The following is a 13,458-nucleotide window of genomic DNA, read 5'->3' as shown; positions in this document are numbered from 1 at the left end:
GGCGCGCTCCGCGGCCGCAGGGCCGGGAGCACGCGCGGCCGGAACGGGAGCGGCACGCCCGCGCCTCCGCTCGCAGCCTTCTCCTGAAGAATGACGCCCCGCGCCGCGGCCCTCCGAGGGAGCGCACCCTCGCCCAGAACCAGGAGGCATGACCCGATGCGTCTCGGCCAGGCGGAGCCCTTGCAACCCACGACGCGCCTGCGCGGGCTGCTGCGGGAGAAGCGGCCCCTGGTCGTGCCCGGCTGCTACAACGCGCTCTCGGCGCGCATCCTCGAGCATGTCGGCTTCGAGGCCGTCTACATGTCCGGCTACGGCACCTCGCTCTCCCTCCTCGGCCTGCCGGATGCGGGGCTCGCCACGCTGACGGAGATGGCGCTGAACGCGCGGCTGATCGCGGGCGCGGTGCGCGTCCCGGTGATCGCGGACGCCGACAATGGCTACGGCAACGCGATCAACGTCGTTCGCACGGTGGAGGAATTCCTGCGCGCCGGCGCCGCCGGCGTGCACCTGGAGGACCAGGTGGCGCCCAAGCGCTGCGGCCATGTCGCGGGGCGGGAGGTGATCGGACGGGAGGAGGCGGTGCTCAAGGTGCGCGCCGCCTGCGCGACCCGCGACGCGCTGGACCGGGACTTCCTCCTGATCTTCCGCACCGATGCCCGCGGCGCGCATGGCGGCTCCCTCGAGGAGGCGATCTGGCGCGGCAAGGCGGCGCTGGACGCGGGGGCCGACCTCGCCTTCATCGAGGGGCCCGCGAGCCGCGACGAGGTCGAGCGCGTCTGCCGCGAGATCCCGGGCCGCGTCTTCTACAACATGACCGGCATCTCCCCGCGGCTGTCGGAGGCGGAGATGGCCGATCTCGGGATCGCGGCCTGCATCCTGCCCGGCGCGGCGATGCGGGCGACCATCATGGCCGTGCACGACTTCGCGCGCTCGGTCCGGGAGCGCGGCACGCTGGCGGAAGCGGAGCTCGACGCCGCCTTCAAGGCGCATCCGCTCGGCGACATGCACGGTTTCGCCGGCTTCGACCGCATCCGCGAGCTGGAGGCGGCCTTCCTGCCGCCCGAGGCGGGGGAGAAATACGCCGGCACGCTCGGCCACATGCCGCAGGCGCCCCGGCGCTGACCGATCGGGCGGGAACACCCCGCCCTTCCGACGACGCGGCGCCCGCGGAGGCGCCCGGCCCACAGGGAGGAAGCTCCATGAAGCGCCGCCATCTCCTCGCCACCGCGACGGCCGCCGCCGGCACGCTCGCCCTCGGCAGCGCCGCCGCCTCGGACTGGCCGGGGCCGCGCGACCGCATCCAGTTCGTCGTGCCCTTCAACCCGGGCGGCTCGGCGGACCGGATGGCGCGCAGCCTCGCGCAGTTCATGCCCCAGGAACTCGGCGGCACGCCGATCAGCGTGGTGAACCGGCCCGGCGCCTCCGGCGCCACCGGCGCCGCCTGGTTCAGCCAGCTCCGCGACGACGGCTCCAACTTCCTGGTGATGCAGGCGATCCCGTTCCTGGCCAACGCCATCCTGCAGCTCAACGCGCCTATCAGGTGGGAGGACTTCCAGGTCCTGAACGTGCAGTGGGTGGACTACGCCATCGTCGCCGTGCCCAGGAACAGCCCGCACAGGTCGATGAAGGACCTGATCGAGGCGATCAGGGCGCGGCCGGGCTCGGTTTCCACCGCGGTGATGAGGGGCAGCGGCGCCTACATCCAGCACATGATCCTGCTCGACAAGCTCGGCCTGCCGCGCGACGCCATCCGCTACGTCACCTATGACGGCGGCGGGCCGGTGCGGACCGCGGTCGCGGGCGGACATGTGGACATGACCATCGTCGCCGCCCAGGGCTCGCGCGGCATCAGCGACCATATCCGCGCCCTCGCGGTGGTGGACGACTCCCCCGCGCCGGAATGGGAGGCGCCGCTGATCAACGAGGTCCTGCAGGAGCATGCCGGCGTCACCATGCCGCTGGTGAGCAACTACACCGTCTCGGTGATCGCGCACCGCAGCTTCGGCCAGAAGCATCCCGAGCGGCTCGCTCGCTTCCTCGAGGCCTACCGCCGCACGCTGGAGCGGCCGGATTACCGCGATTTCGCCGAGAAGGGCGGCTTCAGCGCCACCTGGCGGGGCCCGGAGCGGAGCGCGGAGATCGTGAACGCCGCCTACGAGGCCCTGAGCGCCTATGCCTCCGGCGGCCGCGGCTGACCGCCCGCGCGGGCGGCGGGGGGAGGCGGCCTGGCGCGCGAGCGAGGCCGCCCTCCTCCTCCTGATCGCGCTCTTCGCCGCCTGGCTCGCCGCCGACGCGGCGGCGCGGTCGCGGGCGGTGGAGAACCTGGTGCTCATCCTGCCCGCAGCCGTGCTCACGGTCGCGGTCGCCGCCGGGCTGCTGGTGGCGGCGCTGCGCCGCCCCGCGCCCGAGGCGGCGGCGAGGGCGCCCGCCGGCTCCTTCGCGCGCGTGGCGGGTCTGCTGGCGCTGCTGGTGCTGCTGGTCGCAGGGCTGGAGACGGTGGGCTTCGACCTGGCGAGCTTCCTGTTCCTTCTCGCCGCCACCTGGCTGCTCGGGGAGCGGCGGCCGCTGCCGCTGCTCGGCTTCGCCGCGGCGCTCACCGTCGGCGTGATCCTGGCGCTGCACTATATCCTGCCTTTCCCCATGCCCACGCTGGTCCTCTAGGAGGCGCGATGCTCGACCTGCCTGCGCTGGGCGCGGCCGCGAGCCTGCTGGGGTCGTCCTGGAGCCCCTGGCTGGTGGTGCCTCCGGGGCTGCTGATCGGGCTGGTGTTCGGCGCGATCCCGGGCCTCTCTGTGCCGATCGCGATGGCGGTGATCCTGCCGCTGACCCTCTATCTCGATTTTCTCTCCGCGATCCTGCTGCTGACCTCGATCTTCACCGGAGGCGGCTTCGGCGCCGCCATCCCGGCGATCCTGATGAACGTGCCCGGCAGCTCCTCGGCAGTCGCCACCACCTTCGACGGCCACCCGATGGCGCGGCAGGGGCGGCACAGCTACGCGCTGGGACTGGCGCTCGCCGCCTCCTGCGTCGGCAGCGCCGCGGGTTACGTCATCCTGCTGCTGGTCATCAGCTGGATCGCCGATGCGGTGCTGCGGCTGGGGCCGCTCGAGATGTTCGCCATCGCGGTCTGGGGCCTGACGCTGATCGCGGTGCTGAACGAGGGTTCGGTCGCCAAGGGCCTGCTCGCCGGCCTGCTCGGCGTGATGATGGGCATGATCGGCATGAGCGCGCAGGGCGACATGCGCGGCACCTTCGACATGCTGGCGCTGGTGGACGGCATCCCGAAGGTGCCGGCGCTGATCGGCCTGTTCGCCGCCTCGGAGATGTTCCGCCTGATGCGCAGCGAGTACATCGTCGCCGACGCCTCGCTCCGCAGGCCGGAATTCGGGCAGATCCTCGACGGGGCGCGGGACGCGTTCCGCCACCCCGGCGTGCTGCTCCGCGGCTCCCTGATCGGCATCGGCGTCGGCGCGATCCCGGGCGTGGGCGCGGCGGTGGCGAACCTGCTCTCCTACGCCGAGACGAAGCGCCGCTCCGCCGACCCATCCGCCTTCGGCAAGGGCGAGCCACGCGGCGTCGCCGCCTCCGAATCCGCGAACAGCAGCTCCGAGGGCGGGTCCATGGCCACGCTGCTGGCGCTCGGCATCCCGGGCGGCAGCGCGACGGCGGTGATGCTCGGCGCCTTCGCCATGCACAACGTCACCGGCGGGCCGCGCTTCATCGCCGAGAACATGGACCTGGTCTATGCGGTGATCCTCGGCAACCTGGTCCAGGTGGTGCTGCTCGCCGGGCTCGGCCTCGGCTTCCTCTTCGTCGCGGCGAGCCTGGTGCGCGTCCCCGTCCGCTTCCTGGTGCCGGGCGTGCTGTTCGTGGCGCTGATGGGCTGTTTCTCCATCACCGGCGACATGATGGGCCCGATCACCATGGTGGCCTGCGCCGCGCTCGGCTTCTGGCTGCGCGAGCACGGCTTCCCGGTCGCGGCCGTGGTGATCGGGCTGCTGCTCGGCCCGGCGGTGGAGGCGGAGCTGCTGCGCTCGATCCAGATCTCGGGCGGCGATCCCGCCTTCCTGCTCACCCGCCCGATCGCCATCGTCATCCTGCTGCTGCTGGCCGCGTCCCTCTGCTACCCCCTGCTGCGGCGGCGTTCCCGGGTGCGGAGCCCGGCCGCCGACGCCGTGGGCTGAGCCGGGGAGGCGGCCGGCCCGAAGCCCATTCCGGGAGGAGCGCATGTCCACGCCGAGAACGATGTTCGACAAGATCTGGGAGGAGCACGCCATCCTCGAGGACGAGGACGGCAACACGCTGCTCTTCGTGGCGCGCCACCTGGCGCATGACGGCTCCTACCACGCCTTCTCCTTCCTCGACGAGCGCGGGCTGCCGGTGCGCCGGCCCGACCTCACCTACGCGACGCCGGATCACGGCATCTCCACGCTCAGCCACCGCATCGAGGACATCGACGACCCGGACCAGCGGCGCGTGGTCACCGGCCTGCAGCGCAACGCCGAGCGGCATGGCTTCACCCTGTTCGGCCTCGACGACCCGCGCCAGGGCATCGTGCACGTCGTGGGGCCGGAGCAGGGGCTGACGCAGCCCGGCCTGCTGATGGTGTGCGGGGACAGCCATACCTCGACGCATGGCGCGCTCGGCGCCCTGGCCTTCGGGATCGGCGCCTCCGAGGTCTGCCACGTGCTGGCGACCCAGACGATCTGGCAGCGGCGCCCGCGGACCATGCGCGTCACCGTCGAGGGCACCCGGCCCCGTTGCGTGACGGCGAAGGACGTGATCCTGGCGATCATCGCGCGGATCGGCGCCAACGGCGCCGCCGGCCATGTCGTGGAGTATGCGGGCCCGGCGATCCGCGCGATGTCGGTCGAGGAGCGGCTGACGGTCTGCAACATGTCGATCGAGGCCGGCGCGCGGGCGGGGATGATCGCGCCGGACGAGACCACCTTCGCCTACCTGGAGGGTCGGCCCTACGCCCCCGCCGGCGCGGAGTGGGAGCGGGCGGTCGCGTACTGGCGCAGCCTGCCGAGCGACCCGGGGGCGCGCTTTGACGCCGAGGTGACGCTGGATGCGTCCGCGCTGGCGCCCATGGTGACCTGGGGCAACAGCCCGGAGGACACGCTGCCGGTCACTGGCCGCATCCCCGACCCGGATCAGGTGGAGCCCGGCGCGGGCCGGGAGACGCTGCGCGCCACGCTGGACTACATGGGGCTCAGCCCGGGCACGCGGCTGGTGGACGTGCCGATCGACCAGGTCTTCATCGGCTCCTGCACCAATGCGCGGATCGAGGATCTGCGCGCCGCCGCCGAGGTGGCGCGCCGCGGCAGGGCGGTGGTGCCGGCCATGGTCTCTCCCGGCTCCTCGCTGGTGAAGCGCCAGGCGGAGGCGGAGGGGCTCGACCGGGTCTTCCGCGAGGCCGGGTTCGAGTGGCGGGAATCCGGCTGCTCGATGTGTGTCGGCATGAACGGCGACCTGGTGCCGGCGGGCAAGCGCTGCGCCTCCACCTCCAACCGCAACTTCCGCGGCCGGCAGGGAAGGGGCAGCCGCACGCACCTGATGAGCCCGGCCATGGCGGCCGCGGCGGCGCTGCGCGGGCGCATCACCGACGTGCGCGAGATCCTGGGGGAGGCCTGACATGGAGCGATTCACCGCACTCACCGCGATCGCGGCGCCGATCGACCAGGCCAACATCGACACCGACCAGATCGCCCCGGCGCGCTTCCTGCGCCGGCCGCGCGCGGAGGGCTACCAGGACATCCTGTTCCACGACCTGCGCTTCACCGCGCCCGGTGTCGAGAACCCGGACTTCATCCTGAACCGCGCGCCGTTCCGCCAGGCGAGGATCCTGGTCGCGGACCGCAATTTCGGCGGCGGATCCAGCCGCGAGCAGGCGGTCTGGGCGCTGGTGGACAGCGGCATACGCTGCGTGGTCGCCGTAAGCTTCGGCGACATCTTCTACAACAACGCGGTCAATCACGGCCTGCTGCTGGTGCGGCTGGATGCGGAGCTCTTGCGGCGGCTGCGCCAGGCCTTGCACGAGCGGCCGGGCAGCGTGATCTCCGTTGACCTGCGGAGCCAGACCCTGGTCGCGCCGGATGGCACCACCTACGCCTTCGCAATCGAGGCGGCCCGCAAGCGCCGCCTGCTCGAGGGGCTGGACGCGATCGGCCTGACGCTCGGCCACATGGCGGAGATTGCGGCGTTCGAACAAGGCTACCAGGCGCGCAAACCCTGGCTGACGGCGCGGCCGGCCTGACTTCCGCAAGGACGAAGGATCAGGTGAGACGGCGAGGAGTGCGACGCCACCAAGCAGCGCCTGCGGATCAGCCCGCCTGCTCCTTCGGCCATATCGTGTGGCGGCCGCCATCCGTAGGCAGGCGCGGCGGATCGGACAGCGCGTCACATGCCCAACCGCATCCCTGCGCACCTCATGGGGTGGAAGCTGCGACGAGGGAACGGACCAGGCCCATCACGTATTCCGCCTTCGTCGTCCATGCGTTTGCGGCGGCCTCCTCCAGAAGCAACTTCTCGTAGCGTTCGTCTCCGCGCAGCGTCAGCGCCAGATCCACCTTCCTGATGAAGTCCTCATGGTTCTCGCCGATCAGGACGGAGGCGTATTTTCGGCACTCCGGCATTGGGGTGGAGACGATCGGCGTGCGCAGCGCCATGTACTCGAAGATCTTCAGAGGCGACGTGGCAAGGGTGATGTCGTTGATGACGAAGGGCACCAGGGACACGTCGAACCACCGCGCGTGGCGAGGAAGGTCCTCGTAGTCCATCCCCGGCAGCACGTGCAGGTTCTCGGGCCGGGTGTCGCCGATCGCTCGGCTGGAGCCGTCCAGGTCAGGACCGATCGTCACGATCTCGTACTGCGGCCGCTCGCGGGCCAGCCGCAGAAGCAGGGGATAGTCGAACCAGGTTGCGAGGCTGCCGTAGTAGCCGATAATCGGGCGGCCGCGGGCGACGATCGCCGCCATGTCGGCGCGCAGCGGCTCGCCGCGCCGCGCGTTGAGGAAGGGCTCCAGATCCACGCCATTCGTCACCACGGCATGGCCGGTTCGCCGTTCCCTGGCCACCTCGGCCTCGAGCACGTCGGCAACGGAGATCACCACCGTGCCCGCCTCGTCCCGGAGCAGGCGTCGGTGCAGGCGCCGCCGCTCATCGGTGATCGGGGAGACGCTGAGAGAGTCGTCGAGGGCGTCGAGGTAGTCATAGACCACGACGCCACCTCGGCTCGCCACCAGGTCCAGGTGCGCCGCGTCCCAGCGCGTATCCGTGGACAGGAGGACGAGCGTTGGCCGCTCCACGGCCTGCAGCGCTACGTCGAGGGAGGGGCAGAGGATGATGTCCTTACCGACCGGTTCGGCAGACAGGACAAGATCGTGGCCGGCGCATGGCGTCACGTAGACCACCGGATGGCCGATGGCAGCGAGCGCCTTGGCCAGATGCTGCGGGCGCTGCCGGTACGGGTAGCGCCAGTCCAGTGTCGACATCAATACCACGATGCCTGGGAAGGTGCTGGCGCGGTCTGATCTCTCAGCAACCCAACGCGACAGGCGCCGCTCGCTTTCCTTTGGATAGAGACGCCGGCCGAAAATACCCAACCTGCGCAGCAGCACTACGGCGACAAGGCCTCTCACCCCATGTTCCGCGGCGAAGCGGCGCGCGCGGGACAACCTGTCAGCAAATGAAAGAGATGACATGTTAGCCTATCAGCACGATTGAAGCCGAATCATGATTCAGTATCGCCCCCTCAAACGTTTGGTAGTAGATCTGGGTGGTTACCTCATCCGAACCTAACGCTATAGTAGTTCCAAGGCACCTAAGAGCGCCATCCTGAATGGATTTGGCGGAACATCCGTGGCGCGGGCTGATCATGCCAGACCCAAAGCGATCCGCCGGTGAGCCGGGAACGGGCACCTCGTTTCGGTGGCAGGGCATGACCAAGGCAGCCGCTCCTCATGGCCTTATGCTCTTCGCCTCCAAGGTGGTCGAGCCCTGGCTCCAAGGGTTGACGAGAGCTGCCAGCGCCGCCTTTAAGGGCCCGTTTTAGGAAGCGGATCATGACCGCCGTTACGAAGCGAGCCACGCAGCCAGTTGTTTTGTGCGTAGTCGGAACGAGACCCGAGGTGATCAAGATGGCGCCGGTGGTCACAGCGCTGCGCCGGCGACCGGAACTCCAGGTGCGCATACTGCTGACTGGCCAGCACCGGCATCTCCTCGACCAGTCGCTGGCGACCTTCGGCCTCCGCGGCGACGCCGACCTTGATGTGATGCGGCCCAACCAAACCCTCTCGGGTCTGACCGCTCGCATTCTCGAGGCGCTGGACCCGGTGCTGGAACACGATCCGCCTGCGCTTGTTCTGGCGCAGGGCGACACAACGACGGTCATGGCGACCGCCATCGCCTGCTTCCACCGGAATGTGCCCTTCGGCCATGTGGAGGCGGGGTTGCGCACGGGCGACCTGCGCTACCCTTTTCCGGAGGAATTCAACCGCATCGTCGCGGGCCGCGTCGCGGCGCTCAATTTCGCCCCCACTGAGGGAGCGCGCCGAGCGCTGCTGCGCGAAGGCATCGCGGATTCCACCATCCACGTCACCGGCAACACGGTGATCGATGCGCTGCTTGAGGTGGCCGAGAGATGCGGCGCGCCCCCCGTGACGCTTCCGGAGGGCAGGCGGCTGATGCTCATGACCATGCACCGGCGCGAGAATTTTGGCGCCCCCGCGGCTTCGGTGCTGGAGGCGGTCAGGGAACTCTGCGCGGCCTTTCCTGACCTCATCGTGCTCTATCCCGTCCACCCCAACCCGAACGTGCGCGGCTTGGCGGAGGCGGCTCTCAGCAGCCATCCGCAAGTGTATCTGACAGGACCGCTGGACTATGAGAGCTTGGTCGCTGCCATGAAGCACGCCACGCTGGTGCTGACTGACAGCGGAGGGCTGCAGGAGGAGGCGCCGGCGCTCGGAAAGCCGGTACTGGTGCTGCGCAACGAGACTGAACGGCCAGAGGCGGTTGAGCTCGGCGTGGCGCGGCTGATCGGCACCGACCGTGCGCGGGTGGTGGCGGAGGTATCGCGTCTGCTGACCGATCCGGCGGCCTATGAGGAGATGGCCAAAGGCATCTCGCCCTATGGCGATGGCCACGCGGCGGAGCGCATCACGGAGGTGGTGGTGCGGCAGGTCGCGGGAAGCCAGCCGGCAGGAGCTGCATCAGCGCTCGGCACCGAATCTCCATGGGCGCATGGGCATATCACCGGATCCTTGCAGCTTCAGGAGCGCCGCGCGGTCCAGCCGAGCCGGCCAGAATGATCCAAGCCTCGCCGGAGATCTGGGACGACGTCGCGCGGCAGTATTCGCAGGAGATCGCATCGGCCGAGCGGGAACTCGCCGGTGAGATCGCCACGCTCCTTGGGGGCATCGGCCTTGCCCCGCCTGCTCGCCTCATCGAGATAGGGGCGGGCTCAGGGCATCTTTCGCTCCTGCTGCAGCAACAGGGCTATACCACGACGCTGCTGGATTTCTCGCCCATCGCGCTGGAGCACGCGCGCGGAATGTATGCGGCGCACGGCTACTCCGATGGCGGACCTGCTGAAGCCAACGACAGGTTCATTCTGGGCGATGCTTTCGATCTGCCGCGGATGGGGCTTGGCGGCTTCGACCTGGCATGGAACAGCGGCGTCTGCGAGCATTTCGATGCGGCTCAGCTACAGCGCATGCTGCAGAGCATGGCCGCAGTCGCGCGCAGCGTGCTCATCATCGTCCCCAACCCGCACTCGGTCTTTTATCTTGCCGGCAGGAGACGGGCGATCGAGCACTGCCGGTGGATCTACGGCGTCGAACTGCTGCGCCGGAACTACGAGCAGGTATTCCATGCCGCCGGGATCCGCCGCGTGCAGCACGGTTTCCTCGGGCGCGGCATGACCCGCGACTGGATCCGGCTTGCGGTCGGTGCGGAAGCGGCTCCCCTCTTCGAGAAGCTCCTCGATGAGGGGCAGATGCCGCAACGGGAGTTCTACCTCCAGTACTTCATGGGGACGGCGGAACCTGAGCCCACAAGGGATACGGACGGGGAGAGAATGCTGCCGCCTCGAGACCTCGACAGCGACGCTTTCGATCGCACCCTCTCCTTGGACGCGCTGGGGACGACCATGATCGCCCTCTCTAAGATGCGCGAAGAGATCGACCGGCTGAAAGCGAAGGTCGCCGCCGCCGAGACTGCTCGCGTCGCGGCGCAGGCTGAAGCTACGAATTCCGCTCGCGCGTTAGACGAAGGACGCGCCAGCGCCGCCCAGGCCGAGCGGGCGCTGGAGGAGGCGCGGGCCGAGGCAGCCGTATTGGCCGAGAGAGCCGCCCAGGCCGAGCGGGCGCTGGAGGAGGCGCGGGCCGAGGCAGCCGTATTGGCCGAGAAAGTCGCTCACGCCGAAACCGCCCAAGATGAGGCAGAGAAGCGGGCGGCTGAAGCGGCACACCATATCGTCAAGCTCACCAACCTCTGTGACGAGCTGTTGCTGCGGGCTAGGGCGGCGGAGACGGAGCGCGAACAGGTGCTGAGCAGCACGAGTTGGCGCATTACTGCACCACTACGCCGAGCCGTTGTTGCGATCCGGCAGGCCCGACGATAAGGACCGTCGCGCCTCTTCGCGAATCCCAAAAGCTGGGACTGACATGACGTCCTTCGAAGACATTCGGACCACTATAGACGCCGCTCGAGCCTTCGCTAACCGAGTATTGAGCGTACCTCTTCCCTGCCCCGGCTTGGTTTCCGAGGTCTGGGACGCCCTGCCAACGACTCGAGCAGCCCTGATGTTCCAGCCCACCTTCTTCGACATGGCAGGCAACAACATGTTCTTCGGCGGCGCCGAACGCTACATGCTTGATCTTGCCGACCTTCTGGTGGCCGAGGGCTTTGACCCGATTCTGATCCAGATGAGTGACCGCCGCCCCTGGATCAGGCATTATGGACGATTGCGGGTCGTCGGACTTGCCTGTGGAGCGGACTATGAGGCATTCCGGTCGCAGATCGCCGACTTGGTCCCAAAGGCGGATCTGGCCGTATTTTCTCCCTTCACACTGAACCCTGTCATAGCCAGCAAGGACGGGGCAGAGCCACAAGGCATCGGCATCTCCCATGGCATTTACTGGGACCATCGGCAGATGCAGAGCGCAGCGCAACTCGACCTCATTATCCGTCACGCTGCCGCTTGCAAGGCACTCGTGTCGGTGGATACTTCCACAATCAACTGGTTTCGTGGTACAAACACGGCAATTGCCGAGCGGTTTATCTATGTGCCGAATTACGTGGACCGCGAGCAGTTCGCTCCCGTGGACAGGCCACCCGACGGCAGGCTCGTCATCCTCTATCCGCGACGCCTCTATGGACCGCGTGGCTACGATATCGTACTGCAAGTAGCGCCCGGCATCCTGGAGCGGCACCGGCAGGTTGTGCTCGAGTTCTGCGGCAAGGGCGATCCTGACGACCTTGCCAGGATGCGGCCGCTACGCGATGCCTTCGGGGACCGCGTGCGCCTGTACAATCTCCCACCCGAGCGTATGCATGAAGCCTACCGTGGGGCTGACATCGTCCTAATTCCGACGGTGGCAAGTGAGGGCACCTCCCTGAGCTGCCTTGAGGCGATGGCCAGCGGCAAGGCGATTATCGCCACTCATGTCGGTGGCCTACCCGACCTTGTGATCGACGGTTATAATGGGTTACTAATCGAGCCACGGGCCGACAGGCTCGAAGCGGCGCTGGAGAGAATGATCAGCGACGCGACTTTGCGCGCTACCTGCGGCCGCCGGGCGCGGGACATCTCCGAAGCCTTCGGTATCGAGAAATGGCGGGAGCGTTGGCGGCGTGTGCTGGCGGCCGAGGCGCCGCCATTCCCCAAGCTACGGTCCACGCAACGCCGCTGGGCCATTCTGCACCCAGCGACAAACGGCATCGACTTCGACGTAATGCGCCAGCGTCCACAGCATCTGTTGCGCGCCTTCGCCCAGGCTGGCGTCCTGTCGCTGTTCCAAAACTGGAGCCGTCCTCGCGTCGCAAGTGGCATCCCGCTGCTACAGGTGCTGGAGAAGGACGACGATCTCTATCCTTGTGGCCAAGTCGTATATCTGTACTATCCCTTTCATGCCCTGGAACTGAAACGCTTCGATGACGCGACCGTACTCTACGACGTACTCGACGATCCGGTCATCCATGCTGATGAAGCCGCGAAGAAGTGTCATGAGCAGCTCCTCCGGCGGGCTGATATAGTAATTACCAGCTCCCGCGTGCTCCACGAGCAGCTTCTGGCAGTGCGCCCGGACGTGCTGCTGGTGCCGAACGGCGTGTGGCCCGAGGATTTTGCAGGGCTTGCCGAGCGGCCGCGCGCATCCAGGGCTGCCCCCTGCGTTGGCTATGCCGGCGCTATCGCGGAATGGTTCGATTTCGGTCTTATGCGCGAGGTCGCGGCGGCCCTGCCCGATTGCGAGTTTCGGCTCGCTGGGATCTGCACGCGGCCTGCGGAGCTACAAGCTCTGCTCAAAGCCTGCCCGAACATCCACTACGCCGGCCTTCTTACTTACGATCAACTGCCAAAATTCTATGCTGACATTGATGTGGGCATCATCCCGTTCGTGCTGAATGAGATCACGCACAAAGTCTCGCCGCTCAAGATGTTCGAGTATCTTGCGGGGGGGGCGCCCCGTAGTGGCAACGAACATGGCCGAGATCGCCGGCGCGCCTTGCTTACTGATCGGGGACCAGACGAACTTTGCAAGCCAGATCAGGGCGGCGCTGGCGCTACGGGCGGAACCAGCCTTCGTTCAGCGCGCCCTCGCAGCGGCACAGGCGGCAAGCTGGGCGAACCGCGCTGCCAGGGTGTTGCAGGCACTCGACCGCCTGATGTCAGACAGCGACGTGCCTGCAAAGGCGGCTACAGCCTGAGCAGGATCATGCCGAGGGTGACCATAGCGAGGTATTTGGCGGCGCGGTCGGAGTTCGGCCCCCGGCGCTTTGGGATCACCGCGCCGATGCCGTACCGACGCAGGAGACCGCTGCTGTCGTTTTTCTGACGGAGCTGACCAGCAACACTGCGACCGCGGCGGCCTTTCTTCCGCTGGTTGCCTCCGCGGCTCCGGCGCTTGGGGCCGATCCCTTCCTGCTGACCATTCCGGTCGCGGTGGGAGCATCCTGTGCCTTCATGATGCCGGTGGCGACGCCGCCCAACGCCATCGTCTATGGCAGCGGGCATGTCAGCGTGCCGCAGATGGCGCGCGCGGGGTTTCTGCTGAACCTCGTCAGCATCGCCGTGGTGGTGGCGCTGACCTGGCTGCTGGTTGGCCCTGTATTTCGTGTTTTGGTGTGAGGGGTGTGATGGATGCGGGGGCAGGATTTGAACCTGCGGCCTTCAGGTTATGAGCCTGACGAGCTACCGGGCTGCTCCACCCCGCGGTGGTGGTCTGGCCTGGTGGC

General features: G+C 68.2%; 11 protein-coding genes and 1 tRNA gene. 10 read left to right on the top strand and 2 right to left on the bottom strand.

All coding sequences use genetic code 11. From position 1 onward, the window contains the following. Positions 1-156 precede the first annotated feature (156 nt). The 6 genes from ET526_RS09410 (at position 157) to leuD (ending at position 6,259) form a co-directional block, all read left to right on the top strand. Positions 157-1,122, top strand: a complete 966-nt coding sequence (locus ET526_RS09410; protein ID WP_135467443.1) for an isocitrate lyase/PEP mutase family protein — start codon at positions 157-159, stop codon at positions 1,120-1,122. A gap of 77 nt (positions 1,123-1,199) precedes the next feature. After that, positions 1,200-2,195 carry a Bug family tripartite tricarboxylate transporter substrate binding protein gene (locus ET526_RS09405; protein ID WP_135467442.1) on the top strand — a complete coding sequence of 332 codons (996 nt, stop codon included), beginning with the start codon at positions 1,200-1,202 and terminating at the stop codon, positions 2,193-2,195. Next, positions 2,173-2,661, top strand: a complete 489-nt coding sequence (locus ET526_RS09400) for a tripartite tricarboxylate transporter TctB family protein (protein WP_135467441.1) — start codon at positions 2,173-2,175, stop codon at positions 2,659-2,661. Before ET526_RS09405 ends, ET526_RS09400 begins: the two co-directional genes overlap by 23 nt. Positions 2,662-2,669: 8 nt before the next feature. Next, entirely contained in the window at positions 2,670-4,184 is a 1,515-nt protein-coding gene (locus ET526_RS09395) for a tripartite tricarboxylate transporter permease (RefSeq protein WP_135467440.1), read from the top strand. A 43-nt stretch (positions 4,185-4,227) separates the two neighbouring features. Next, positions 4,228-5,637 carry a 3-isopropylmalate dehydratase large subunit gene (gene leuC, locus ET526_RS09390; protein ID WP_135467439.1) on the top strand — a complete coding sequence of 470 codons (1,410 nt, stop codon included), beginning with the start codon at positions 4,228-4,230 and terminating at the stop codon, positions 5,635-5,637. 1 nt (position 5,638) lies between these two features. Next, positions 5,639-6,259, top strand: a complete 621-nt coding sequence (gene leuD, locus ET526_RS09385; protein ID WP_135467438.1) for a 3-isopropylmalate dehydratase small subunit — start codon at positions 5,639-5,641, stop codon at positions 6,257-6,259. A 172-nt stretch (positions 6,260-6,431) separates the two neighbouring features. Here leuD and ET526_RS09380 read toward each other — a convergent pair whose 3' ends face one another. Beyond that, positions 6,432-7,706: a glycosyltransferase family protein gene (locus ET526_RS09380; protein WP_135467437.1), complete on the bottom strand. Its 1,275-nt coding sequence runs from the start codon at positions 7,704-7,706 to the stop codon at positions 6,432-6,434. Between the two features lie 360 nt (positions 7,707-8,066). Between ET526_RS09380 and wecB the strand changes: the two genes are divergently transcribed. The 4 genes from wecB (at position 8,067) to ET526_RS21700 (ending at position 13,351) form a co-directional block, all read left to right on the top strand. Continuing rightward, positions 8,067-9,311 (top strand): non-hydrolyzing UDP-N-acetylglucosamine 2-epimerase, encoded by a 1,245-nt coding sequence (wecB, locus tag ET526_RS09375; protein WP_135467436.1) that lies wholly within the window; start codon positions 8,067-8,069, stop codon positions 9,309-9,311. Further along, positions 9,308-10,624: a class I SAM-dependent methyltransferase gene (locus tag ET526_RS09370; RefSeq protein WP_158295537.1), complete on the top strand. Its 1,317-nt coding sequence runs from the start codon at positions 9,308-9,310 to the stop codon at positions 10,622-10,624. The genes wecB and ET526_RS09370 overlap by 4 nt, the downstream gene beginning before the upstream one ends. A 181-nt stretch (positions 10,625-10,805) precedes the next feature. After that, positions 10,806-13,058 (top strand): glycosyltransferase family 4 protein, encoded by a 2,253-nt coding sequence (locus ET526_RS21705; protein ID WP_158295536.1) that lies wholly within the window; start codon positions 10,806-10,808, stop codon positions 13,056-13,058. Next, positions 13,055-13,351 carry an SLC13 family permease gene (locus tag ET526_RS21700; RefSeq protein WP_338025341.1) on the top strand — a complete coding sequence of 99 codons (297 nt, stop codon included), beginning with the start codon at positions 13,055-13,057 and terminating at the stop codon, positions 13,349-13,351. Before ET526_RS21705 ends, ET526_RS21700 begins: the two co-directional genes overlap by 4 nt. A 9-nt stretch (positions 13,352-13,360) precedes the next feature. On the opposite strand, the gene ET526_RS09355 is transcribed toward ET526_RS21700, so the two are convergent. Continuing rightward, positions 13,361-13,437: transfer RNA gene (locus tag ET526_RS09355), tRNA-Met, on the bottom strand. Between the last annotated feature and the right edge of the window lie 21 nt (positions 13,438-13,458).

Origin of the sequence: Crenalkalicoccus roseus (assembly GCF_004761865.1) — a bacterium.
Taxonomy (GTDB): domain Bacteria; phylum Pseudomonadota; class Alphaproteobacteria; order Acetobacterales; family Acetobacteraceae; genus Crenalkalicoccus; species Crenalkalicoccus roseus.
Note: the sequence above shows the minus strand (reverse complement) of the source record. Positions and strands in the feature narration are given on the sequence as shown.

What these genes read in the sequence shown, in the direction of transcription:
- ET526_RS09410 (WP_135467443.1), top strand. Translation starts at nt 157, where the DNA reads ATGCGTCTCGGCCAGGCGGAGCCCTTGCAACCCACGACGCGCCTGCGC.
- ET526_RS09405 (WP_135467442.1), top strand. Translation starts at nt 1,200, where the DNA reads ATGAAGCGCCGCCATCTCCTCGCCACCGCGACGGCCGCCGCCGGCACG.
- ET526_RS09400 (WP_135467441.1), top strand. Translation starts at nt 2,173, where the DNA reads ATGCCTCCGGCGGCCGCGGCTGACCGCCCGCGCGGGCGGCGGGGGGAG.
- ET526_RS09395 (WP_135467440.1), top strand. Translation starts at nt 2,670, where the DNA reads ATGCTCGACCTGCCTGCGCTGGGCGCGGCCGCGAGCCTGCTGGGGTCG.
- leuC (WP_135467439.1), top strand. Translation starts at nt 4,228, where the DNA reads ATGTCCACGCCGAGAACGATGTTCGACAAGATCTGGGAGGAGCACGCC.
- leuD (WP_135467438.1), top strand. Translation starts at nt 5,639, where the DNA reads ATGGAGCGATTCACCGCACTCACCGCGATCGCGGCGCCGATCGACCAG.
- ET526_RS09380 (WP_135467437.1), bottom strand. Translation starts at nt 7,706, where the DNA reads ATGTCATCTCTTTCATTTGCTGACAGGTTGTCCCGCGCGCGCCGCTTC.
- wecB (WP_135467436.1), top strand. Translation starts at nt 8,067, where the DNA reads ATGACCGCCGTTACGAAGCGAGCCACGCAGCCAGTTGTTTTGTGCGTA.
- ET526_RS09370 (WP_158295537.1), top strand. Translation starts at nt 9,308, where the DNA reads ATGATCCAAGCCTCGCCGGAGATCTGGGACGACGTCGCGCGGCAGTAT.
- ET526_RS21705 (WP_158295536.1), top strand. Translation starts at nt 10,806, where the DNA reads ATGTTCCAGCCCACCTTCTTCGACATGGCAGGCAACAACATGTTCTTC.